The organism is Micromonospora sp. URMC 106, assembly GCF_051386395.1.
Lineage (GTDB): Bacteria > Actinomycetota > Actinomycetes > Mycobacteriales > Micromonosporaceae > Micromonospora.
Genome location: NZ_JBPQTP010000052.1, coordinates 19951 through 42925, shown reverse-complemented (window position 1 = coordinate 42925; position 22975 = coordinate 19951). Strand labels below are relative to the sequence as shown.

General features: G+C 75.5%; 18 protein-coding genes. 10 read left to right on the top strand and 8 right to left on the bottom strand.

What is annotated here, in order from left to right; all coding sequences use genetic code 11:
• Positions 1–40 precede the first annotated feature (40 nt).
• On the bottom strand, positions 41–1228 hold the full coding sequence (locus ACSNOB_RS17670; RefSeq protein WP_436687649.1) for an alkane 1-monooxygenase: 1188 nt from the start codon (positions 1226–1228) through the stop codon (positions 41–43).
• 215 nt (positions 1229–1443) lie between these two features.
• Between ACSNOB_RS17670 and ACSNOB_RS17665 the strand changes: the two genes are divergently transcribed.
• Complete coding sequence (locus tag ACSNOB_RS17665; protein WP_436687648.1) at positions 1444–4371, top strand: M36 family metallopeptidase; 2928 nt, start codon at positions 1444–1446, stop codon at positions 4369–4371.
• A gap of 92 nt (positions 4372–4463) precedes the next feature.
• On the opposite strand, the gene ACSNOB_RS17660 is transcribed toward ACSNOB_RS17665, so the two are convergent.
• Entirely contained in the window at positions 4464–5303 is an 840-nt protein-coding gene (locus ACSNOB_RS17660; protein ID WP_436687647.1) for a hypothetical protein, read from the bottom strand.
• A 181-nt stretch (positions 5304–5484) separates the two neighbouring features.
• Between ACSNOB_RS17660 and ACSNOB_RS17655 the strand changes: the two genes are divergently transcribed.
• Both ACSNOB_RS17655 and ACSNOB_RS17650 read left to right on the top strand, forming a co-directional pair.
• On the top strand, positions 5485–6153 hold the full coding sequence (locus ACSNOB_RS17655; protein WP_436687646.1) for a class I SAM-dependent methyltransferase: 669 nt from the start codon (positions 5485–5487) through the stop codon (positions 6151–6153).
• Between the two features lie 9 nt (positions 6154–6162).
• A complete protein-coding gene (locus ACSNOB_RS17650; RefSeq protein WP_436687645.1) occupies positions 6163–7326 on the top strand; it encodes a cytochrome P450 in 1164 nt (387 codons plus the stop codon).
• Positions 7327–7440: 114 nt separating this feature from the next.
• Here the strand turns inward: ACSNOB_RS17650 and bioD are convergent, their stop codons facing one another.
• Together bioD and ACSNOB_RS17640 are read right to left on the bottom strand one after the other, a co-directional pair.
• The gene (bioD, locus tag ACSNOB_RS17645) at positions 7441–8145 is read right to left on the bottom strand and encodes a dethiobiotin synthase (protein ID WP_436687651.1); all 705 of its coding nucleotides are present in this window, start codon (positions 8143–8145) and stop codon (positions 7441–7443) included.
• A gap of 68 nt (positions 8146–8213) precedes the next feature.
• Complete coding sequence (locus tag ACSNOB_RS17640) at positions 8214–9350, bottom strand: 8-amino-7-oxononanoate synthase (protein ID WP_436687650.1); 1137 nt, start codon at positions 9348–9350, stop codon at positions 8214–8216.
• Between the two features lie 156 nt (positions 9351–9506).
• On the opposite strand from ACSNOB_RS17640, the gene bioB reads away from it, so the two are divergent.
• Genes bioB through ACSNOB_RS17625 form a run of 3 tightly spaced genes read left to right on the top strand, consistent with a single transcriptional unit; the run spans position 9507 to position 11247 of the window.
• Complete coding sequence (bioB, locus tag ACSNOB_RS17635) at positions 9507–10502, top strand: biotin synthase BioB (RefSeq protein ID WP_436687644.1); 996 nt, start codon at positions 9507–9509, stop codon at positions 10500–10502.
• An 8-nt stretch (positions 10503–10510) separates the two neighbouring features.
• Positions 10511–10735: a hypothetical protein gene (locus tag ACSNOB_RS17630; protein WP_436687643.1), complete on the top strand. Its 225-nt coding sequence runs from the start codon at positions 10511–10513 to the stop codon at positions 10733–10735.
• Positions 10736–10740: 5 nt separating this feature from the next.
• Positions 10741–11247 (top strand): GNAT family N-acetyltransferase, encoded by a 507-nt coding sequence (locus ACSNOB_RS17625; protein WP_393104527.1) that lies wholly within the window; start codon positions 10741–10743, stop codon positions 11245–11247.
• A gap of 78 nt (positions 11248–11325) precedes the next feature.
• Here ACSNOB_RS17625 and ACSNOB_RS17620 read toward each other — a convergent pair whose 3' ends face one another.
• On the bottom strand, positions 11326–11856 hold the full coding sequence (locus tag ACSNOB_RS17620; protein WP_436687642.1) for a DUF488 domain-containing protein: 531 nt from the start codon (positions 11854–11856) through the stop codon (positions 11326–11328).
• 148 nt (positions 11857–12004) lie between these two features.
• Positions 12005–14887, bottom strand: a complete 2883-nt coding sequence (locus tag ACSNOB_RS17615; RefSeq protein ID WP_436687641.1) for a glycoside hydrolase family 9 protein — start codon at positions 14885–14887, stop codon at positions 12005–12007.
• 413 nt (positions 14888–15300) lie between these two features.
• Between ACSNOB_RS17615 and ACSNOB_RS17610 the strand changes: the two genes are divergently transcribed.
• Positions 15301–16083 (top strand): LPXTG cell wall anchor domain-containing protein, encoded by a 783-nt coding sequence (locus ACSNOB_RS17610; protein WP_436687640.1) that lies wholly within the window; start codon positions 15301–15303, stop codon positions 16081–16083.
• Between the two features lie 315 nt (positions 16084–16398).
• Positions 16399–17964, top strand: a complete 1566-nt coding sequence (locus ACSNOB_RS17605; protein ID WP_436687639.1) for an aldehyde dehydrogenase family protein — start codon at positions 16399–16401, stop codon at positions 17962–17964.
• A gap of 34 nt (positions 17965–17998) precedes the next feature.
• Here ACSNOB_RS17605 and ACSNOB_RS17600 read toward each other — a convergent pair whose 3' ends face one another.
• Together ACSNOB_RS17600 and ACSNOB_RS17595 are read right to left on the bottom strand one after the other, a co-directional pair.
• A complete protein-coding gene (locus tag ACSNOB_RS17600; protein WP_436687638.1) occupies positions 17999–19078 on the bottom strand; it encodes a GNAT family N-acetyltransferase in 1080 nt (359 codons plus the stop codon).
• 120 nt (positions 19079–19198) lie between these two features.
• The gene (locus ACSNOB_RS17595; RefSeq protein WP_436687637.1) at positions 19199–19903 is read right to left on the bottom strand and encodes an amino acid-binding protein; all 705 of its coding nucleotides are present in this window, start codon (positions 19901–19903) and stop codon (positions 19199–19201) included.
• A gap of 149 nt (positions 19904–20052) precedes the next feature.
• On the opposite strand from ACSNOB_RS17595, the gene ACSNOB_RS17590 reads away from it, so the two are divergent.
• Both ACSNOB_RS17590 and ACSNOB_RS17585 read left to right on the top strand, forming a co-directional pair.
• On the top strand, positions 20053–21141 hold the full coding sequence (locus ACSNOB_RS17590; protein ID WP_436687636.1) for a phosphotransferase family protein: 1089 nt from the start codon (positions 20053–20055) through the stop codon (positions 21139–21141).
• Positions 21141–22355: an acyl-CoA dehydrogenase family protein gene (locus tag ACSNOB_RS17585; RefSeq protein ID WP_436687635.1), complete on the top strand. Its 1215-nt coding sequence runs from the start codon at positions 21141–21143 to the stop codon at positions 22353–22355. Before ACSNOB_RS17590 ends, ACSNOB_RS17585 begins: the two co-directional genes overlap by 1 nt.
• The last annotated feature ends 620 nt before the right edge of the window (positions 22356–22975 follow it).

Here is a 22975-nt window from a genome sequence, read left to right as displayed (position 1 = left end):
GGGGCGACGCGCGTCACCGACACACCCGCTACCCCGGCCGTCAGCCGGCGCGCGGCTCGGCGGCGGGTGGACGGGGCGGGCGCGCCCGCAGCCGGCGCAGGGCCGGCGGGTGGACGTTGGCCCGGCTGAGGTCCCCGCCGTAGTGGGCGAGCACCCGGTGGTCCATGACCCGGCGCCACACCGGCGGCACCAGCGCGGCGACCACCATCGTGGCGTAACCGGCGGGCAACTGCGGGGATGAGTCGAAGCTGCGCAGCGTCTGGTAGCGGCGCAGCGGGTTGGCGTGGTGGTCGCTGTGCCGCTGGAGCTGGAAGAGGAAGATGTTGGTCACCGTGCGGTCGCTGTTCCAGCTGTGCCGGGGGTCGACCCGCTCGTAGCGGCCGGCGGGGGTGCGCTGCCGGGCCAGCCCGTAGTGCTCCAGGTAGTTGACCGCCTCCAGCAGGGAGAACCCGACCACCGCCTGGAGCGCCAGGAACGGCAGCACGCCCGGGCCGAAGGCCGCCACCAGCGCGGTGTAGAGCGCCAGGGTCATCGCGTACGCGTTCAGGATGTCGTTGCGCCAGGTCCACGGGCTGCGGCCGCGGCGGCGGAACCGTGCCGTCTCCAGCCGCCACGCCGAGCGCAGGCTCCCGGCGACCGTACGCGGCCAGAACGCCCAGAAGCTCTCCCCCAGCCGCGAGCTGGCCGGATCCTCCCGCGTGGCGACGCGCGTGTGGTGGCCCCGGTTGTGCTCGACGTGGAAGTGGCCGTAGGCGGTCGGGGCGAGGGCGACCTTGGACAGCCAGCGCTCCAGCGTCTCCCGCTTGTGGCCGAGTTCGTGGGCGGTGTTGATGGCGATGCCGTTGACCACCCCGATCGTGGCGACCAGGCCGGTCGCGCCGGCGACCGACAGGTCGCCCCGGGCCCAGACCGCGCAGCAGAGCGCCAGGCCGGCGTACTGGGCGGGCAGGTAGAGGTAGGTGAGCCAGCGGTAGTAGCCGTCGGCCGCCAGCCGGGGCACCGCCTCGTCGGGCGGGTTGCGCCGGTCCTCGCCGACCAGCAGGTCGACCACGGGGATCAGCACGAAGACGACGGCGGGGGTGAGCCACCAGGCCCACCCGCCGCCGGTGGCCCGCCAGGTCGCCCAGCCGAGGAAGGGCAGCGCCGGCACCAGCAGCGCCAGCGGCCAGAACGGCTTGCGGGCGTCCCGCCAGGCGCGGGCGTCGGTCGCAACGGCTTCGGCGGCCACGGCCCACCTCCGATCTGTCGCGGTCCCCCGACTGTGACAGCCGCCACCGACTTGTACAAGAGCAGATGTTTGTAAACCGATGCCGGCGCCGGGCCGCCTTGAGTAGGCGCGACCCTTGTTCCCGCCGACCCGGGCTGATATCCACAGATGCGCATGCGCCACCGCGCCGTGCGGGCCGGCGGAGGGTCGGCCACCCGCTCCCACGAGGAGGTCCCGTGGCACAACCGGAGCCGACACCCTGGATGAGCCGGCGTCGACGCCGGCTCGTCCCCGTCCTGGCGGCGACCGCGGTGGCGGCCGCGCTGCTCCCCGCCGGCCCCACCGCCGCCACCCCCGCCGGCGGAGCCGCCGCCGAGCGGCGCTCCGGCGCGTTCGCCGAGGGGCACGAGCACGCCGACGTCGACAACCGCCCCGGCGCCGCCGCCCCCGACGCGCGGCAGCGGGGCCTGGCCCGCAAGGCCGACCCGGACGTCCGCTGGAACCGACTCGGCACCCCGCACGCGCTCGGCCCCGGCCGCGCGCCGCTCGCCACCGGCCTCCCCGGCGACCCGGAGGCGGCCGCCCGCGCCTACCTCGCCGGTAACCAGGACCTGTTCGGCCTGGACGCCGCCGCGGTCGAGGCGATGGACCGGCTGCTGGTCCGCCCGATCGGCGCCGGCGCGGTGGTCACCCTCCGGCAGCGCTTCGGCGCCCTGCCGGCCGGGCACGACGGCCTGGTCACCGTCGCGGTCGCCGCGGGCAAGGTGCTCGCGGTCAACTCCTCGCTCTCCCGGGACACCGCCGCGCCGGCGCCCGCCACCCTCACCGACGAGCAGGCGTACGCCGCGGCGCTCGCCGACGCCGGCCTGGCCGCGGACGCCGTCCGCGACCACAGCGTGCGGTCCGTCGCCGTGCCCACCCCGCTCGACGGGCCCCGGGCCGCGTACGAGGTGACCCTGATCGGCGCCGACGCCGACGAACCGGCCGCGTTCACCACCTACGTCGACGGGATCAGCGGGCAGGTGCTGGTCCGCGAGGACCTGGTCGACTTCGACTCGGACAACCCGAGCTGGGCCGTCTTCCCGGCCACCCCGCCGCGCGACCTCGGCCCCGGGCAGGACCCCCGGGTGCGCTGGTGCGGCGACCCCGCCCCGGACTGTCGGGCCGCCTTCCGCGACCCGGCCACCGGCCAGCCGTGGGACGTCGACGCGGCCACCGGCACGCCGACCGGCACCGCGCGCGGCAACTCCGCCAACACCGTGCTCTCCTGGGGCGGCGGAACGCCGGCCGTCCCGGCCACGCCCAGCCCACAGCGCCGCTACGAGTACCCGTTCACCGACCAGTGGCACCAGGCCCGCTGCAACCCCGAGGTGTTCACCTCGGCGCGGCGCAACGACGGTGACGCCGCGATCGGCAACCTCTTCGCCATGCACAACCGGATGCACGACTGGGCCTGGCACCTCGGCTTCACCGAGGCGACCTGGAACCTCCAGGCGGTGAACCTGACCCCGCAGGGCCGGGGCGGCGACGCCGAGCAGGGCCGCGCCCAGCAGGGCGCGCTCAGCGGCAACCGGAACAACGCCAACCAGGGCACGCCGCGCGACGGGCTGCCGCCGACCACCAACATGTACCTCTGGCAGCCGCAGGCCGGCGGGCCGTACCCGCCCTGCGTCGACGGCGACTACGACATGACGGTGATCGGGCACGAGTACACCCACGCGATCACCAACCGCATGATCGCCGGACCGGACAGCGGCATCGGCGGGCACCAGGGCGGTGCGATGGGCGAGTCGTGGAGCGACCTGCTCGCCGCCGAGTACCTGTTCCAGCACGGGCTGCGCGCCCCCGGCGAGACGCCCTACGTCACCGGCGGATACGTCACCGGCAACCTCGTCAGCGGCATCCGCAACCACGACTTCAGCCGCAGCCCGCTGAACTACTCCGACGTCGGCTACCACAGCAGCGGCCCCGCGGTGCACGCCGACGGCGAGATCTGGAGCGCGACCAACTTCCGGGTCCGGGCGGCGTTGATGAAGCGGTACGGCGTCGGCACTCCGCAGCGCCAGCTCGACTGCGCGCGGGGCAGGGTGGCGGTGGAGCAGTGTCCGGGCAACCGGCGTTGGTCGCAGCTCGTCTTCGACTCGTTCCTGCTCCAGGCGGCCAGCCAGGTCAGCATGCTCGACATGCGGGACAACATGCTCACCGCCGACCTGCTCCGCTTCGGCGGCGCCAACCAGGATCTGATCTGGGCCGAGTTCGCCCGCTCCGGGATGGGCCGGGACGCGGCCAGCAACGGCGCCTCCGACACCGACCCGACGCCGAGCTTCGCCGCTCCCGGCGCCGACAACGCCGTGCTCACCCTCCGTCCCAAGGGCGACAGCGCCGACGCGCCGATCCGGGTGTACGTCGGGGCGTACGAGGCGCGGGCGGTCCCGGTGGCCGACACCGACCCGGCGACCGCGCTGCCGGACCGGATCGAGCTGGTGCCCGGGACGTACCAGCTGCTCGCCGTCGCGCCCGGCTTCGGCCACCAGCGGCTCACCGTGGTCGCCGAGGCCGGCCGGGAGGGGTACGTCGACCTGCGGATGAGCCGCAACCTGGCGTCCACGGCGTCCGGCGCGACCCTCACCGGCGACGGGGTCAACCTGGACCGGATCGCCGACGACACCGAGGCGACCAACTGGGCCTCCCTGGACGGGGTGGCCGGCCGGCAGGTCACCGTGGCGCTGCCCGGGGACGCGCCGCACGTCGTGAAGCGGGTGAACGTCAGCGCGATGCTGCGCCCGGCGGTCGCCGGCGACGCCGACGCCGGCAGCCAGAACTCGCTCAGCGCGCTGCGCTCGTTCGCGGTGTCGGCCTGCAACGCGAAGACCACCGACTGCGCGGACCCGGCGAACTGGCAGCGGATCCACACCAGCGCGACGGACGCGTTCCCCGGCGGCGCGTACCGGGCCTACGTGCGGGACATCAACCTGCGCTCGTTCCCGGTGCCGACCACCCTCGCCACGCACCTGCGGCTGGAGGTGCTGACCAGCCAGTGCACCGGCGGGCCGGACTACGCCGGCGAGCAGGACGACGACCCGGCCACCACCACCGACTGCGCGACCGCCAGCCCGGCGCGTGCCCAGGTGCGCGTCGCCGAGTTCCAGGCGTTCTCGAAGTGACCGCCCGTCGGGGCCGGCCGGCACGTCGCACCGGCCCCGACGCACGACCGCCGGGCCCGGTGCGGCATGTCACCGGGCCCGGCGGCCCCGGATCAGCGGCGGGCCGGCCGCCACCGCCGGGCCGCCGCGGGCCGTTCCCACCACCGGTCCGGCCCGACGTCGTCGCCCTGCGCGCCGGCCGCCCGCGTCAGGTGACGCAGCCGCAGCAGCAGGCCGACCCCGAGCGACAGCAGCAGCCCGCCGAGCAGGAACGCGGCCTGCACCACCCCGAACCCGCCGGAGCGCGCGACCGGCCGCCCAGCCCCGGCGACCGGGGGCGCGGCGTCGGTCACCGGCTCGTCGGCGGGGGGAGCCTCCGCGGGCTCGTCCGTCGCCGGCCCGCCCGCCTCGGTCGGGGTGGGCTCGGGCGGCGGGGTCGCGGTGGCGTCGGCGCCCGACCCGACCACGGACCGGGTGGCCGTCTGCCGGGACAGCAGCCGCAGGTTCCGGTCGTACGCCTCGGCCTCGAGGGTGACCCGTCCCCGCGTGACGTCCTCGGCGAAGGCGACCCGGTAGCGGGCGGTGACCGTGCGGCCGGGGCAGAGCGTGCCCGGATCGAGCCGCCGGTCGGTCAGCCGGGCCACGTCCCCGTCGGTCCGGACCTCCAGCGGGAACGAGCCGGTCTCCTCGACCCGGTCCATCCGCACCTGGTCGAGCCGGATTCCCCGCACCCGCAGCACCATCGACCAGCGGACCTTGACGCAGCCGCCGTCGTCGCGGGAGACCACGGCGGAGACGGTCTCCACCCGGCCGCCGGCGGTGAACTCGTCCGGCAGGCCGCTCAGCTCGGTGGTGAAGGCCGCCGACGCGGGCAGGGGCGCCGCGAGGACCACCCCGGTCAGGCAGGCCGCCACCACCGGGGCCCGCAGCGCGTACCGCCACACCGTCGCCACCTGCTCCGCCCTCCCTCGCCTCGCCTCCACCCCGCAACGCTGCCAGCGCCGCGGCCCGGCCGGTAGACGGGCGTGTTCGCACCGGTCGCCAAGCGCGGGGGCCTGTTTCACGGTGCGTGGTGAACCGGTCACCGCCGCCCCGCGACACGCCGGGGCCGGACGGCGGGAGAGAATCGGCGGCGTGTCCGACCTCTCCGCCGCCTTCGTCCGGCTGCACGCCCGCCTCGCCCCGGTCGCCTTCGTCCCCGAGGTGCGGCTGCACCAGGCGGACGACGCCATCGGGCTGTGGGAGCTGACCGAGGGCGAGTTCCGCAGCGCGCAGCCCCCGCCGTTCTGGGCCTTCGCGTGGGCCGGCGGGCAGGCGCTGGCCCGGTACGTCACCGACCATCCCAAGCTGGTCGCCGGCCGCCGGGTCCTCGACCTCGCCGCCGGCTCCGGCCTGGTCGCCATCGCCGCCGCGCGGGCCGGCGCCGCCGCCGTCCGCGCCGTGGAGATCGACGAGCTGGCCGTCGCGGCCGTGGGGGTCAACGCCGAGGCCAACGGGGTACGCGTCGACGCGGAACTCGGCGACATCCTCGACGGCGACGCCGCAGGGGCCGAGGTGGTGTTCGCCGGGGACGTGTTCTACAGCGAGGCGATGGCCAACCGGGTGCTGCGCTTCCTGCTGCGGGCCGCCCGCGCCGGGGCCCAGGTGCTGGTCGGCGATCCCGGCCGGGCGTTCCTGCCCCGCGACCGCTTCGACGAGCTGGCCGGCTACGACGTGCCGGTGCCCGAGACGCTGGAGAGCGTACGGGTGAAGCGCACCACGGTGTGGCTGTTGCGGGCGGGGCTGCCGGGCAGCGCCCGCTAGCGTGTCGGCGTGCTGTTCCGGAGCTGGGCGCAGACCGCCGACGCGCACTGGCCGGACGTGGCCCGGGTGCCCGACCACGTGGGTGTCGAACACCTGGTGGTGACCCGGCACGCGCTGGTCCGCGAGGTGCTCACCGACCCGGCGACCTACCGGCCGGACAACGCCCTGGACGCGGTGACCCCGATCCCGGTGGCCGCGCTGCGGGTGCTGGCCGCGCACCGGTTCCGGCTGCCGCCGACCCTGGCGAACAACGGCGGCGCCAGCCATCCGGGGATCCGGGCGATCGTCGCCGAGGCCCTGCACCCGACCCGGGTCGCCGCGCAGCGGCCCTGGCTGACCGCGCTGGTCCGGGAGCGCCTCACCGCGATCGGCGCCGCCCTGGACGCGGGCGCGCCGGTGGACCTCTACGCCGAACTCGCCGCCGACCTGCCGCTGCTGGTGCTGGCCCGGCTGGTCGAGCTGCCCGACGCGCCGGTCGGGGCGGTGAAGGAGTTCGCCCGCGCGGCGCTGGAGCTGTTCTGGGCGCCGCTGGACGCCGACCGCCAGGCGGCGCTGGCGGCCGAGGTGGGTCGGTTCCACCGGGTGCTGCGGGACTTCGCCGCGACCGGGGGCGGGCTGGCGGGGTCGCTGCGGGCCGCCGGGCACCCGCCCGACGTGGTGGTCGGCGCGCTGTTCTTCCTGCTGGTCGCCGGGCAGGAGACCACCTCGCAGTTCCTCACCCTCCTGCTGCGCCGGCTGGCCGGCGAGCCGGCGGTGCTCGCCGGGCTGCGGGCCGGCACCGTCGCGGTCGCCGACGTGGTCGAGGAGGGGCTGCGGCTGGAGCCGCCGATCGTCACCTGGCGGCGGGTGGCCGCCGTGGACACCACGCTGGGCGGGACGCCGGTGCCCGCGGGCACCAGCATCGTGCTGTGGCTGGCCCGCGCCGGCCGGGACCCGGCCGCGGTGGACGCGCCCGACGAGTTCCGGCCCGGCCAGCGCGGATCCCGACGGCACCTGGCCTTCGGGGCGGGCGCGCACCGCTGCGTCGGCGACCAGCTCGCCCGGATGGAGGCGGCGGTGGTGGTCGGCGAGACCGCGCCGCTGCTGGAGGGGGTCACGGTGGTCCGCGAGCCGTGGTGCCCGGACAACCTCACGTTCCGGATGCCCGACGCCTTCGTCGTCCGCCGCGGCTGAGTGCCGCCCGCCGCCGGACCGCCCGGGAGAACGGGATGCGGGGCGGGCCGCCCCGCACGGGAGGAGCCCCGCCCGCACCCGGTGGCACACCACGACCCGACGAGGGTCAGGTGCTCAGCTGATCTCCTCGGCCCAGGCGCGCCAGTCGTCGAGCACCCCGTAGAGCGCCGGGGTGAGCCAGCCGGGCGCGGAGCGCCGGAACACCCCCGGGTCCATCGCGCCGGCCCCCGCCGGCAGGGCGCCCAGCAGGTTCGGCACCAGCTCGGTGAGGTTGGCCCAGTGCACCAGCTCCGGGTCGGCCGGCCAGGCGCCGATCACCACGCCGGCCGGCACCGCCCGGCGTTCCAGGGCCTCCAGGGTGAGCGCGGTGTGGTTGAGGGTGCCCAGCCCGGCCCGGGCCACCACCACGGCCGGGGACCCCAGCGAGACCGCCAGGTCGGCCACCGTCCAGGGCTCCCCCGACGGCCGCAGCCCCATCGGTACGAGCAGCCCGCCGGCGCCCTCCACCAGCACCAGGTCGTGCTTCTCGGCCTCCTCGCGGACCGCGTCGACGGCGGTGTAGAGCTCCAGCGGCTCCAGCTCGGCGACCCGGGCCGCCGCCAGCGGGGCGAGCGGATCGGGGAAGCTGGCCAGGGTGCGGCCGGTCAGCGGGGCGGCCAGCCGGGTGACGGACTCGACGTCGCCGGGCTCACCGGTGGCCGTACCGGTCTGGCCGGGTTTGACCACGGCGACGCGCAGGCCGGCGGCCTGCGCGGCGGCCGCGATCGCCGCGGTCACCACGGTCTTGCCGACCTCGGTGTCGGTGCCGGTCACCAGCACCGGCCCCCGCCACGGCGACACCTCTGTTCGCGACTGCGGGGCTCGCAGAACCGGCTCACTCCTCGCGCTCACGGCGCACACTCCACGATGACCTCCAGGGCCCGCTCGAAGTCCCGCCGGGGCACTCCCGCGCCGATCGTCAACCGCAGCCGGGACCGGCTGTCCGGGGTGGACGGCGGGCGGAAGCAGCCGACGGCCACCCCTCGGTCGCGGCAGTCGTCCGCCCACGCCGTCGCCGCCTCCGGCCCCGGCGCGGTGACCGAGACGACCGCGCCGTCGGGGTCGGAGACGGTCAGCCCGGCGGCGGTCAGCCGGCGCACCGCGAGGGCGGCCCGCTCGGCCAGCTCGGCGCGCAGGTCGTCGCCGGCGCGGGCCAGCCCGACCGCGGCGTGCACGCCGGCGGCGACGGCCGGGGGCAGCGCGGTGTCGAAGATGAACGTCCGCCCGGTCTCCACCACGTGCCGGACGAACCCGGCCGGCCCGGCGACCACCCCGCCCGCGCCGCCGAGGGCCTTGGAGAGGGTTGCGGTGACCACCACGTCGGGCTGGCCGGCGAGACCGGCGGCGGCGACGCCCCCGGCGCCCGCCGGGCCGGTCACCCCGAGCGCGTGCGCGTCGTCGACGAGCAGCAGCGCGCCGTGCTCCCGGGCGACGGCGTGCAGGCGGGCCAGCGGGGCGAGGTCGCCGTCGACGGAGAAGACCGACTCGGTGACGACCACGGCCGGCCGGCCGGGCGCGGCGGCGAGCGCCGCGGCCACCGCCGCCACGTCGGCGTGCGGGGTCACCACGGTCTCCGCGCCGGAGATCCGGCAGCCGTCGATCAGCGACGCGTGGTTGTGGGCGTCGGAGACGAGCAGCGTACGCGGCCGCACGAGCGCCCGGACCGCCCCGAGGTTGGCCAGGTAGCCGGAGGAGAAGACCAGCGCCCGGTCGGCGCCGAGCCAGTCGGCGAGGGCGTCCTCGAGCGCGTGGTGGGCGTCGGTGGAGCCGCGCACCAGCCGCGACCCGGTGGCCCCCAGCCCGTACGCGGACAGCGCCCGCGCCGCCGCGGCGGTGACCTCGGGGTGGCCGGACAGGCCGAGGTAGTCGTTGCCGGCCAGGTCGACCACGGCGTCGCCGGCGCCGCGGGGCGACAGCCGGCGGGTCAGTCCCGCCTTCGCGCGCAGCTCGGCGCGGCGGTCGAGCGCCGCCAGCCAGTCCGCCACCGTCACCCCCACGCCGCCTGCGCCGACCGTCGTCGACCGCTTCCGCCGGGCGAAATTACCACCCGCCCGTTCCGGCCCGGCGTGTCCACCCCGGCGCCGCGAGCCCCGACACGCGGGCCGTTCTCCCCGGCCGGGGGGCCTTGTAGGGTACGAGCCATGCCAGAGATCCTCGACCAGGCCCGAACCCAGGTGCTGGAGAACGGCGTCGGTCTCGACGAGGCCGGCGTCCTCGCCGTGCTGAACCTGCCCGACGAGCACCTGCCCGCCGCCCTCCAGCTCGCCCACGATGTGCGGATGCGCTGGTGCGGCCCCGAGGTGGAGGTCGAGGGGATCGTCTCGCTGAAGACGGGCGGCTGCCCCGAGGACTGCCACTTCTGCTCGCAGTCCGGCCTGTTCACCTCGCCGGTGCGCTCGGTCTGGCTGGACATCCCCTCCCTGGTCGAGGCGGCGAAGCAGACCGCCGCGACCGGCGCGACCGAGTTCTGCATCGTCGCCGCGGTGCGCGGCCCGGACGCCCGGCTGATGAAGCAGATGCGCGAGGGCGTCGCCGCCATCAAGGCCGAGGTCGACATCCAGGTGGCGGCCTCGCTGGGCATGCTCAGCCAGGAGCAGGTCGACGAACTGGTCGACATGGGCGTGCACCGCTACAACCACAACCTGGAGACCTGCCGCTCCTACTTCCCGAACGTGGTCACCACGCACTCCTGGGAGGAGCGCTGGGAGACCCTGCGGATGGTCCGCGAGTCGGGCATGGAGGTCTGCTGCGGCGGCATCCTCGGCCTCGGCGAGACGGTGGAGCAGCGGGCCGAGTTCGCCGCGCAGCTCGCCGAGCTGGACCCGCACGAGGTCCCACTCAACTTCCTCAACCCCCGCCCCGGCACCCCGTTGGGCGACCGGCCGGTGGTGGAGGGCAAGGACGCGCTGCGCGCCATCGCCGCCTTCCGGCTCGCGATGCCGCGCACCATCCTGCGGTACGCGGGCGGCCGGGAGATCACCCTCGGCGACCTGGGCACGCGCGACGGCCTGCTGGGCGGCATCAACGCGGTGATCGTCGGCAACTACCTGACCACCCTCGGGCGGCCGGCGACCGACGACCTGAAGCTGCTCGACGACCTGAAGATGCCGGTCAAGGCGCTCTCCGCGACGCTGTGAGCGCTCCGGTGACGACGGGTGACGCGGCGACGGTGGCCGGCAGCGCGACGCCGGCCGCCTGGTGCGACCGCTGCGGCGAGGACACGGCCGTCGGCTCGCACGACGGCTGCGCGGCGGCGCGGGTGCTGGAGCCGCCGCGCTTCTGCACGCGCTGCCGCCGCCGGATGAAGGTGCAGGTGCTGCCGGTCGGCTGGGCGGCGGTCTGCGTCGAGCACGGCGAGATCCGGGGCTGAGGGAGATGCTGCGCGGCCGGGCGGTGACCCTGCGACCGGCGACGGCCGGGGACGTGCCGGCGCTCGCCGCGATCCGGGCCACCCCGCAGGTCCGGCGCTGGTGGCGCGGTGGCGACGACCTCGCCGCCGCCGTGCGGGCGGACCTCGCCGACGACGACGTGTCGGTGTACGCGGTCGAGCACGACGGCCGGGTCGTCGGCGCGATCCAGTGGTACGCCGAGGACGACCCGGACTACCGGCACGCCAGCCTGGACGTCTTCCTCGACCCGGCGGTGCACGGCCGGGGGCTCGGGCCGGACGCGATCCGCACCCTGGTCCGGCACCTGGTCGAGGCGCACGGGCACCACCGGTTCACCATCGACCCGTCGGCGGCGAACAGCCCGGCCATCCGCAGCTACGCCAAGGTCGGCTTCCGCCCGGTGGGGGTGCTGCGCCGCTACGAGCGCGGCGAGGACGGGCGGTGGCACGACGGGCTGCTGATGGACCTGCTCGCGGACGAACTCACCGACTGACGCGAACGGGGACGATCCCGGCCCGTCGTCGCGCTCGGCTTCACCCGGTTCGCGTACGCCCTGCTGCTGGGCGGCGGGTCAGGCGTCCCAGACCAGGTCGCGGGATCCGGAGCGGCGGGCGCCGGCGGCGGGGCGGTGCGGGGCGAGCCGGCCGTCGGGCATCAGGTGGTGCACCGGCACGTCGCGGGCCAGCACGGCGACGTCGGCGATCAGCCGCCGGTGGCAGCGCCACCAGACGCTCTCGCTGCACATCACCGCCGTGCTCCGGGCCGCCGCGTCGGCCAGCACCTCGTCCAGCGCCGCCCGGAAGTCGGCGGTGCGGGTGTACGCCGCGTACGCCCGGAACGCCGGCACGGTCCACCAGCTGTCCGGTTCGGGCTGGCCGGCGGGGACGTGCCGCCGCCCGCCGAGGCGCTGCTCCCACCGGTAGTCGATCCCCGCCGCCGGCAGCCAGCGCTCCAGTTCCTCGCGGCGGACGTCCGGGTTGGTCCGGCTGGCCGGGAACCGCCGCACGTCCACGACCAGGCTCACCCCGGCCCCGCCGAGCAGCTCCCCCAGCCGCGCCCGGTCGGCCGCCCCGTGCCCCACCGTCACCAACGCACGCTCCACGGGGGAAGCATGCCCCCGTTTCCGGACGCCTACCCTCCGCGCCGCACGGCGAGATCCGCGCCACTTTCCCGAAGGTGCCGCCGCCGGGTCTGCCGACGCGGCACCTTCGGTGACGTCGCGCGGATCTCGGGGCGCGGGTGGTGGGCGGTCAGGCGGGGGTGCAGGCCACGCCGTTGAGCGTGAACGCGGTCGGCCTCGGGTTCGAGCCGGTGTGGGTGCCGTTGAAGCCGATGCTGGTCGACGCCCCCGGCGCGAGCACCCCGTTGTAGGAGAGGTTCGCGGCGGTCACCGCCGTGCCGGTCTGGCGGTACGTCGCCGACCAGCCCTGCCCGACCTGCTGCCCGGGGGTGGGGAAGTCGAAGGCGAGGGTCCAGCCGGTGACGGTGGCCGTGCCGGTGTTGGTGATGGTGATCGCCGCCGTGAAGCCGGTGCTCCAGTCGCTGGTGGTCCACGCGACGGCGCAGCCACCGGCGGCCGGCGGGTCGGCGGTGGTGACCGAGACCGGCGCGGAGGCGGCGGAGGTGTTGCCCGCCGCGTCGACGGCCACGACGTGGAACTGGTACGCGGTGGCCGCGGTCAGCCCGGTCACCGCGAGCGTGGTGCCGGTGGGCGACCCGACCAGCGCGTCGGTGGCGCCGGCCTCGCGGTAGACCCGGTAGCCGGTGACGCCGACGTTGTCGGTCGACGCGGCCCAGTTCAGGGTGAGCCCGGTGGCGGTGACCGCCGAGGCGGTCGGCGTGCCGGGGCGGGACGGCGCGACGGTGTCGGGGCCCGGCGCGGCGGGGGTGCTCACCTCGGCCACGGGCGACGCGGCCGACCGGTTGCCGGCGCCGTCGCGGGCCCGGACCGTGAACCGGTACGTCCGCTCCGGCAGGAGCCCGGTCACGGCCAGGGAGTTGGTGCCGGCCGTGTGCAGGACGAGCGCGTCGCTGCCGACCTGGGCCTGGGTGACCTCGTAGCCGGCCAGCCCGCTGCCGCCGGCGTCGGTGGAGGCGGGCCAGGTCAGGGTCAGCCCGGTCGCGGTGACGGCCGAGGCGACGGGGGTGCCCGGAGTGGTCGGCGCGGTGGTGTCGGGAGTGGCCGGGCCGGGCTCCTCGCCCCAGACCCGGGCGCCGCCCGAGTACAGGGTGACCTTCCGGTTCGGCCCGGCCGCCGCCTGGTACGACGGGTCGTTCGTCGGGTCCCAGGTGCCGCCCTCCGGCACGCCGATCTTGAACTGCACCTCCATCCGGTGCTGCGACTGGCCGGCGGGCGCGATGCGGTGCCCGGTGCAGTCCACCTCGACGTACCAGACGTCGCCGGCGTGCTGGCGGGCCGTGGACGGCGACGGGCAGCCCTGGGTGTAGCCGGGGGTGACCGTGACCGGGCCGGCGCCGTCGGGCCGGAAGTAGTAGCGGAACCTCCCGTCGGTCAGGGCGCGGGCGGGGAACGCGGACTTGTTGTAGACGATCGCCTTGAGGCCGGTGGCCCGCGGCTCGGCCTGCATCACCGTGGTCTCCACGGTCAGCTCGTCGATGTCCGGCGACTCGGCCCGGGGGAAGCCGGCGAGCGGGGTGCCGCCGTACTCGCGGGTGAGCCGGGCCAGCGCGGAGGTGAAGCCGGCGTTGTAGTCGGTGGCGACCTCGTTCATGACGTAGTCCGAGCGGCTGTCCGTGTAGGCGTCGTTGGCCGCCGACGGGCCGCCGACCAGCGCGCCGTACAGCACGTGCCGGGTCTCGGTGGGCACCTGCTGGCTGTCCCACCAGGAGCCGTGGGCGGTGCGGTGGTGCGGGTTGCGCGGGGGGTTGGCGCCGAATCCGATGACGTAGCTGGAGTTGCGCGGGTTGTCGCCGAGCGCGTAGTTGATCTGCCGGACGGCGAAGTCGTGGTACCGGGCCTTGCGGGCGGCGTCGGTGGTCCTGTCGCTGTAGACCAGGGCGGCGAAGGCGGTGTTCGCGGCGTAGCGCAGCGCGCCCCACGAGTCGAGCACCGCCATCCCCCCGGGCGAGTACGGCACCCGCTGTCCGTCGACGCCGACGGTCCAGTAGTCGAGCCAGCGGTTGGCGTCGTCGACGTACTTCTGCTTGCCGGTGAGGTTGGCCAACAGCACGTACGCCCCGAACTGCTTGTTGTCCCAGGCGATCGTCCACCTGTAGGAGCGGGTGCTGCTCTGGTTCTCGGTGCCGAGCCTGTCGTACTCGGCCTCGGCCTTGGCGAGGTAGGCGGGGTCGCCGGTGGCCCGGTGCAGCCAGATCGCGCCCCAGACCAGTTCGTCCTGCCAGCCGCTCCACGAGCGGTAGAAGCTGGTCGCGTCGGTGATGCACTCGTGGTAGCTCTTCCGCACGGTGTCGGCGAACGTGTAGAGCTGCCTGGCGTGGCCGAGCAGCTTGTCCGCGTAGGCGGCGTCGGTGGGCCGGAAGACCATCGATGAGGCGGCCATCGCCGCCGCCGTCTCCCCGGCCAGGTCCGCGCCGCCGCAGCTCGCGTCGATCTTGTACGCGGGCCGCGCCATCGGCAGCACCTCGGCCGGCCCCCACCACCGGTGGTCGTCGTCGCCCCTGCCGACCTGTCCGTAGAGGACGTTGGGCGCCGGGTGCGCCTTGACGAACCAGTCGTTGACGAAGCGCAGGTTGTTCAGCAGGTGCGGAAGCTGGCCGGAGGCGACGTAGCCGTCGCGGTACTCGACGGCGCCCCAGGCGAGCATGGTGGCGCTGAACGCCATCGGGAAGCCGAACTTGACGTGGTCGCCGGCGTCGTACCACCCGCCGGTGAGGTCCACCCCGACGTCCGCCCCGTCGGTGAGCGCGGAGTCGCCGCGCCAGGAGACCCGGTTCCAGTCCGGCAGCCGACCGGACTGCTGCGCCTCGTAGAAGAAGAGTGACTTCTGCAGCGCCTCGGCGTAGTTGAAGGCGGGTGCCGCGGCTGCGGGCGCGGCGCCGGCGGGTGCGGTGACCGCGAGGGCGAGCCCGGTCGCGAGGGCCGCGGCGGCGGCCAGCAGACGCCGCGGCCAGGGCTGGTCGCCGGGCGGGCGCGGTCGTGTCGGGTGGCGCATGACGGTGCTCCTGTCGGTGGCGTCGCCGGCGGCACCGGGAAGGGACGCGCCACGGCGTCGGGGCGGCCGCAGGGGGTTCCGGGCTGCCGGCGGGGGTGGTGGGGGGTGACCCGAGGAGCCGGGAGCGCTCCCATGGATAAGCGACAATGTAATGCCGGCGTGGCCCGTTTGTGAAGACCGGCCAGGATGGACCGACCGGGCACGGGCCCGCCGGCGCGCAGCGCCGCAGGGGCCGATCGCGTTACATCAACACGCCTGCGGAGAGTGATGAATTTCGGCTCGGGGCCGGCTGGCGCGCCGCTTCCTAGCAGCTCAAGCCGATCGCCCGATGTCCATGGCCGTCACGCACCGTGCGATCATGTGCTGTCCCCTCGATCAATTCCGGAGGAATCCTCATGGCACATCGTCGGCGCGTGGCGCGCACGGCCGTTTCCGCAGTCGCCGCCACGGCCTGTCTCGCGCTCGCCACCCCGGCCTGGGCATCGAGCACCATCCAGATCAACCCGGACCACAAGGAAGAGACCGCCGGCGGCTTCTCCGAGCAGGACTGCAACGACCCGCGATTCGCGGACCGCCCGGCGGACCACGACGGCTGGCACTTCATCCTGCCCGGCGGCAAGGGCTCGGGCGGCTTCGAGACCCTCACGCTGACCTTCGACACCGGCAGCAGCGAGGTCACCGTCACGGTTCCGAACGCCGGTGACGCCTACCCCGACGCCCTCTACCCGGCGGGCAAGGACGAGGACCGGCTGATCCACGCCTACCTCTTCACGCCGGCCGGCTGGACCCTGCTGGACGGCAGCGCCGCCATCAGTGGCAGCGCGGACAAGTTCAACCTGAGCCACACCTGCGGCGGCACCGCCCCGACGCAGTCTCCGTCCCCGTCGGCGACGGCCACCCCGTCGAGCACCCCGTCGGCCACCCCGTCGACCTCGACGTCGCCCTCGACGTCGGTGTCGCCGTCGGAGTCCACCTCCCCGAGCGGGTCCGTCTCGCCGTCGGAGTCGGGCACCCCGTCGGTCACGCCGTCGGAGAGCACCGGCGGCGGCAGCGGTGGCGGCGACGAGGACGAGGGCGGCCTGCCGCTGACCGGCGTGGCGACGACCAGCATCGCGCTGGGCGGCCTCGTCCTGATCGGCGGCGGCGCGCTGCTGATGCTGCGCCGGCGGCGCGACAACATCACCTTCACCAGCTGACAGCACTCAGCGCCCGACCGGCCGCCGGACACCTCGTCCGGCGGCCGGTCGCCTTCTCCGCTCGGCCGGCCGCCGGCCGATGCCGCCCGGACATTCATCACATCATCCAAGTTCATGGATTACTTGCTCGCGTAATGCCAGGTCAGGGCCACTGTCGACGGGCATGAGGACGCGTCGAGGACGGCCGGGCGCGGGCGGGGCGTTCCGGCATACGAACGTACTGTTGCCGCGCCGCTTTCCGGCGCGCGACAGTACGCGACACCAGCGGTGCCATCGACGCCGCCGCTCCCCCGGTCCGACCCTGAGGAGATCGCGATGGCTCTACGACTCGCCGACGGCACCGCCTGGTCCGACACCCTCGCCCGTGCGGTGGCCGCCGCGCCGGAGGCGTTCGGCGCCCCGGTCGACGGCGTCACCACGCTGCACAACCTCGTGCGCGGCGACTGGCACGCGGTGGGCACGCCCAGCCCCGTCCGCACGCCGGTCGACAACACCGTGCTGGTCAACCTCCCCCGCCTCGACGCGGAGACCGCCCGCGCCGCGGTCGCGCACGCCGCCGCCGCACACCGCGCCTGGGCCGACACCCCGCTCGCCGAGCGCAAGGCCCGGGTCACCGACGCCCTGGACGCGCTCACCGCAAACCGCGACCTGCTCGCCCTGCTGCTGGTCTGGGAGATCGGCAAGCCGTGGCGGCTGGCGTGCGCGGACGTGGACCGGGCGCTGGACGGCGTCCGCTGGTACGTCGGCGAGATCGACCGGATGCTCGCCGACGGGCGTGAGCCGCTGCCCGGGCCGGTCAGCAACATCGCGTCGTGGAACTACCCGATGAGCGTGCTCGTGCACGCCGAGCTGGTGCAGCTCCTCGCCGGCAACGCGGTCATCGCCAAGACCCCGTCCCAGGGCGGGGCGGTCTGCCTCACCGTCGCGCACGCGCTGATGCGCCGGGCCGGGCTGCCCGCCACCCTGGTCTCCGGCGGCGGCGAGGAACTGTCCGAGGTCCTGGTACGGGCACCGGAGATCGGCGCGGTGGCGTTCGTCGGCGGGCGCTCCAACGGCGGCAAGGTGGCCGCCGCGCTGCTCGACTCCGACAAGCGACACTTCATCGAGCAGGAGGGCCTCAACGCCTGGGGCATCTGGAACTTCTCCCAGTGGGACCTGCTCGCCGGGCACCTCAAGAAGGGCTTCGAGTACGGCAAGCAGCGCTGCACCGCGTACCCGCGCTTCGTGGTCCAGCGGGACCTGGTCGACGAGTTCCTCGACATGTACCTGCCGGTGGTGCGCTCGGTCCGGTTCGGACACCCGCTCGCCGTCGGCGACGACTGGACCGCCGGGGACCCGCTGCCCGAGCTGGACTTCGGCCCGCTGATCAGCGCCGCCAAGGCCGACGAGCTGCGCCGCAAGGTCGAAGAGGCGGTACGCGGCGGCGCGGTGCCCCTGCACCGGGGCAAGCTCGACGGGGCGCCGTTCCTCGACGGGCAGGACACCTCGGCGTACGTGGCGCCGTCGGTGCTGCTGGCCCCGCCCGGCCGGTCCCGACTGATGCACGCCGAGCCGTTCGGCCCGGTCGACACCATCGTCGTGGTGGACACCACCGACGAGCTGCTGGCCGCGATGAACGCCTCCAACGGCGCGCTGGTCGCCTCGCTGGCCTGCGACGACGAGGAGCTGGCCGGGAAGCTCGCGGTGGACCTCCAGGCGTTCAAGGTGGGCATCAACAAGCCGCGCTCCCGGGGCGACCGGGACGAGCCGTTCGGCGGCCGGGGCGCCTCCTGGAAGGGCGCGTTCGTCGGCGGCGACCTGCTGGTGCAGGCGGTCACCCAGGGCGGCGACGGCCGGCTCTACGGCAACTTCCCCGACTACAGCAGCTACCCGGCCACCTGAGCGGCGAGGAAGGGCGGCGAACGCCGGCGGACCGTCAGGAAGGGGCCCTGCGCAACAGGGCGCCCTTCCCCGCACCGCGGGTGTCGGCGGCGAGCGGGACGGTGAGGGTGAGCAGGGCGCCGTCCCGTTCGGCCGGGGCCGGGCGGCCGAGCCGCCGCAGGGTGCGCAGCATCGGGGCGTTCTCCGCCTGCACGTGCAGCACCAGGGCCGCGTACCCGGCCTGCTCGGCGTGCCGCACCAGCCGGCGCAGCAGGGCGGAGCCGAGCCCCCGCCGCTGCCAGTCGTCGCGGACCAGGAGCGCCACCTCCGCCTCGTCCCCCTCGGCGAGCAGGTTCGCCATCGCCACCACCGACTCCGTCGGCGCGCTGTCCCCGCCAGCCGTGGCGAGCAGGGTGAGGCCCCGGGCCGGCTCCAACAGCCGGCGCAGCCGGGTCGGCGACGGCACGGCCGCCCCGCCCAGGTAGCGGCGGTGCCGGCTGCGCGCCGAGCAGCCCTCGTGCAGCTCGACCACGCCGGGCAGGTCGTCGGCGGTCGCCGGCCGTACGGCCGCCTCGGCGCCGTCGGGCAGGACCAGGGTGACCTGCTCGGCAGCCCGGCGCGCGACGGTGGCCGACAGCTCCAGCAGGGCCTGCGCCCGGGCGAACTCGGCCGGGGTGAAGCCGGGCGCGGCCCGGCGCAGGGTGAACGCGCCTCCGCCCGGGTCGGCGAGCAGCATCGTGGTGTCGGTGATCCCGCCGCCGGCGCCGGCCGGCGCGGGCCGCCAGGTGACCGCGTCGGCGCCGAGCAGGGCGCGCAGCGCCTCCCCGGCGGCGTCCGGGTCCCGCACCAGCCGGTTGGCCAGGCCAAGCACCCGGGTGGGCTGGTCGGCCAGCCCGCGCGCCTCGCTGCGCGCGACCCAGCAGTCCCGCCCCCGCCCCCGCTCCACGGCGGCGGCGAGGTCCGCCTCGTCGAGCGTGTCGGGCGCGTCGACCAGGAAGTCGTCGACCGCCCCCCGCTCGGTGGTGTGCACCTGCACGGCGAGGATGTTGACCCCGCGCAACGCCAGGCTGGCCGTGAGCACCGACAGGTAGCCCGGTCGGTCGTCCACGGTCGCCCGGATCCGCCACAGCGTCATGGTTGCCTCCCTTCCCCCTACGACCCTCGCCGGTGGCTGTTGCGGGCCGGTTGCCCCGGGGTGACGGCTCCGGTCCGGCCGGCGCGACCTGCGCCACACCGCCCCGCCGCGCGGCCGGTGTCACGGGTTCACCACGACCGGCGGGGCCCCGACCAGGTCGAGCCGGTCGCCGAGGATCACCGCGCTGGCCCGGACGAGCTGCGCCAGCCGGTCCACCTCGGTGGAGTGGAACGCCGCCGCGGCCGGCGTCCCGGCGCGCTCGCGGGCCACCACCAGCACCAGGCCGGCCCGACCGAACGGCGCGACCGCGAAGTGCTCGCCGTCGGGCGCGGTCATCGCCCGGGCGCGCAGCGGGGTCACCTCCGGCAGCCGCGGCGGTACGGGGGCCCGCCAACTCGCCGGCCCGACGGTCGCCTCCCCGGCGGCGCCGCTCCGCGAAGCCCAGTCCACCGGCACCACCGCGGCGACGGCCCAGTCCGCGGCGAGCAGCCCCGGCACGGCGTCGACCAGGATGGCCACCCCCTCGGCGGGGTTCGCCGCGACCTGGGCCAGCAGCTCGGCGTCCTGTCCGGTGGTGGTGGGCGCGCCGATCGCCCGCCACACCCCGTCCACCCGGACGCCGGGGATCGCGGCGAGCCCGGCCAGCAGCCGCTCGACCCGCGCCGCGCCCGGCCAGACCACGGTGAAGTCGTCCACGGCCCGCCCGCCGAGCCGCTCCAGCACGACCACCTGGACGATGTCCGCGCCGGAGACGCCCATGGTGCGCGCCACCTGGCCGAGCGTGCCCGGACGGTCCGGCAGGGTGACCCGAACTCGTAGCAACATGTCTGACCCTCCGCTCGGCGGGCCGGCACCGGTGGCCGGCAGGCTGGGCACCAGCCTGACCGGTGGCCGTTTCGCCCCTGTTGCAGCGTCATGTCCCGAGGGTCAAATCCGACCTTGACAACATGGCGGAGCTGCCATCAACTAATCGGATGACCGAGCCGGCCGTCGACGCGCACGGGTCGGGGGACGCTCCCGTTCCCTCCACCGCCCCCCGCGGGCTGGACCTCGACCGGCTCGCCGGCTACCTGGCGCGGCACCGGCCCGAGCTGGCCGGCGCGCCGCTGCGGGCCCGGCTGATCGCCGGCGGCAAGTCAAACCTGACCTACCTGCTGCACGCGGGCGGGCAGGAGGTCGTGTTGCGCCGCCCGCCACTCGGGCACGTGCTGGCCACCGCGCACGACATGACCCGGGAATACCGGGTGATCTCCGCGCTGGCGCCGACCGACGTGCCGGTTCCCGGGGCGCTGCTGCTCTGCGCGGACCCCGAGGTGATCGGTGCGCCGTTCTACCTGATGGAACGGGTGCGCGGCGAGGTGTTCCGCACCCGCGCCCAGACCGATCCGCTCAGCGCCGGCCAGCGGCGGGAGCTGGCGATGGCGATGATGGACACGCTGGCCGCCCTGCACGCCGTCGAGCCGGCATCGGTGGGGCTGGGTGACTTCGGCCGGCCGGAGGGCTACCTCGCCCGGCAGGTCCGCCGCTGGTCCGGCCAGCTCGACCGGTCCCGCAGCCGGCCGCTGCCCGGGATCGAGGAGCTGCGCGACCTGCTCGCCGCCACCGCGCCGGAGGGCGCCAACGCCGGCCGGATCGTGCACGGCGACTACCGGCTGGACAACCTCCTCGCCACCGTCGACCCGGTGGCCGTCCGGGCGGTGCTCGACTGGGAGATGGCCACCCTCGGCGACCCGCTGGCCGACCTCGGTCTGCTGCTGACCTACTGGGACGTGCTCGGCGGGAGCGACTCGGCCGCCGGCAACCCGGTCGCCGACGGGCTCGGCCCGCGCGCCGGATTCCCCACCGGGTCCGAGCTCATCGAACGGTACGCCGGGCGCGGCGACGTCGACGTGGGGCCGCTGCACTGGCACGTCGCGCTCGGCTGCTTCAAGCTCGCGGTGATCTGCGAGGGCATCCACTACCGGCACACGCTCGGGCAGACGCTCGGCGAGGGCTTCGACCGGATCGGCGACATGGTGGCACCGCTGGTCGAGCACGGGCTGACCGCCGCCAGGGAGCGGTGATGGACTTCGCGTACGACGCCCGCACGGAACAGCTGCGGGCCGAGCTGACCGAGTTCCTGGAGCAGCACGTCTACCCCGCCGAGCCGGTGCACGCCGAGCAGGTCGCCGCCGCCGGCGACCCGTGGGCCCGGCCGCCGGTGCTGGCCGAGCTGAAGGTCGAGGCGCGCAAGCGCGGCCTGTGGAACCTCTTCCTCCCCGACCCGCGCCACGGCGCCGGGCTGACCAACCTCCAGTACGCCCCGCTGGCCGAGCTGACCGGGCGCAGCCCGCACATCGCGCCCGAGGCGGTCAACTGCGCCGCCCCGGACACGGGCAACATGGAGCTGCTCGCCGAGTTCGGCTCGCCGGAGCAGCAGGAGCGCTGGCTGCGTCCGCTGCTGGAGGGGGAGATCCGCTCGGCGTTCTGCATGACCGAGCCGGAGGTCGCCTCCTCGGACGCGACCAACATCGCCACCCGGATCACCCGGGACGGCGACCACTACGTGATCAACGGACGCAAGTGGTGGTCGTCGGGGGCGATGGATCCACGCTGCGAGATCTTCATCGTCATGGGCAAGACCGACCCGGAGGCCGACCGGCACCGCCAGCAGAGCATGATCCTGGTGCCGCGCGACACCCCCGGCGTCACGGTCCGCCGGGGCATGACGGTGTTCGGCTACAGCGACGCCCCGCACGGCGGGCACGCCGAGATCGACTTCACCGACGTCCGGGTACCGGCGGAGAACCTGGTCGGGGCGGAGGGCACGGGATTCGCGATCGCCCAGGCCCGGCTCGGCCCCGGCCGGATCCACCACTGCATGCGGCTGGTCGGCATGGCGGAGCGGGCCCTGGAGCTGCTCTGCCGGCGGGCCACGGAGCGGGTGGCGTTCGGCCGACCGCTCGCTGAGCAGGGCGTCGTCCGCGAGTGGATCGCCGAGTCTCGGGTGCGCATCGAGCAGGCCCGCCTGCTGGTACTCAAGACCGCCTGGCTGATGGACACCGTGGGGAACAAGGGCGCGCACACCGAGATCCAGGCCATCAAGATCGCCACGCCGGCGATGGCCGAGTGGGTGATCGACAAGGCCATCCAGGCGTACGGCGGCGCCGGCGTCAGCCAGGACACCCCGCTGGCCGCCCTCTGGGCGCAGGCCCGCACCCTGCGCCTGGCCGACGGCCCGGACGAGGTGCACCGCGCCTCACTCGCCAGGCGCGAACTCCGCCGCTGGTCCGACTGACCACGGCACCGACCGGACCCGCGCCAGATCCGGCCCCGGCCGGGCGGCATGGTGCCCCACCGACGCTGTCGAGCTGATGTCACAAACGACTCAACGCAGACGCCGACCCGGGTCTGCCGGCCGACGCCGCGTTCGCGCAGGGCGGCGGCGACCCCGGCCGCCCGACGGGCAACCGCCGCGCCGGCCTCGCCACCCCCATCGCCGGACCGGCGCGTCGCCGGTCGGCGGTCGGCGGTCGGCGGTCGGCGGTCGGCGGTCGGCGGTCGGCGGTCGGCGGTGAAGTCGTAGCCGACCCCGTTCGACAGGCACGCCGGAGCGTCGCCGCCGCTGGTGGTGGTGATGATGATGTCGATAACGACTCAGCTCGACAGGCACACCGAGCGTCACCCACCCGCCGGCGGCGACGTCGAAACGATCCAGCTCGACAGGCACACCGAAGCGCCGCCCACCCGCCGGCAGTGACGTCGAAACGATCCAGCTCGACAGGCACACCGAAACACCACCCACCGGTCGGCGGCGATGTCGAAAACGACTCAGCTCGACAGGCACACCGAGCGTCACCGTCCGGGGCGGATGCGGTGCAGGCACGGGCCGGTGGCACCGGCGGGCCGCACCCGGGG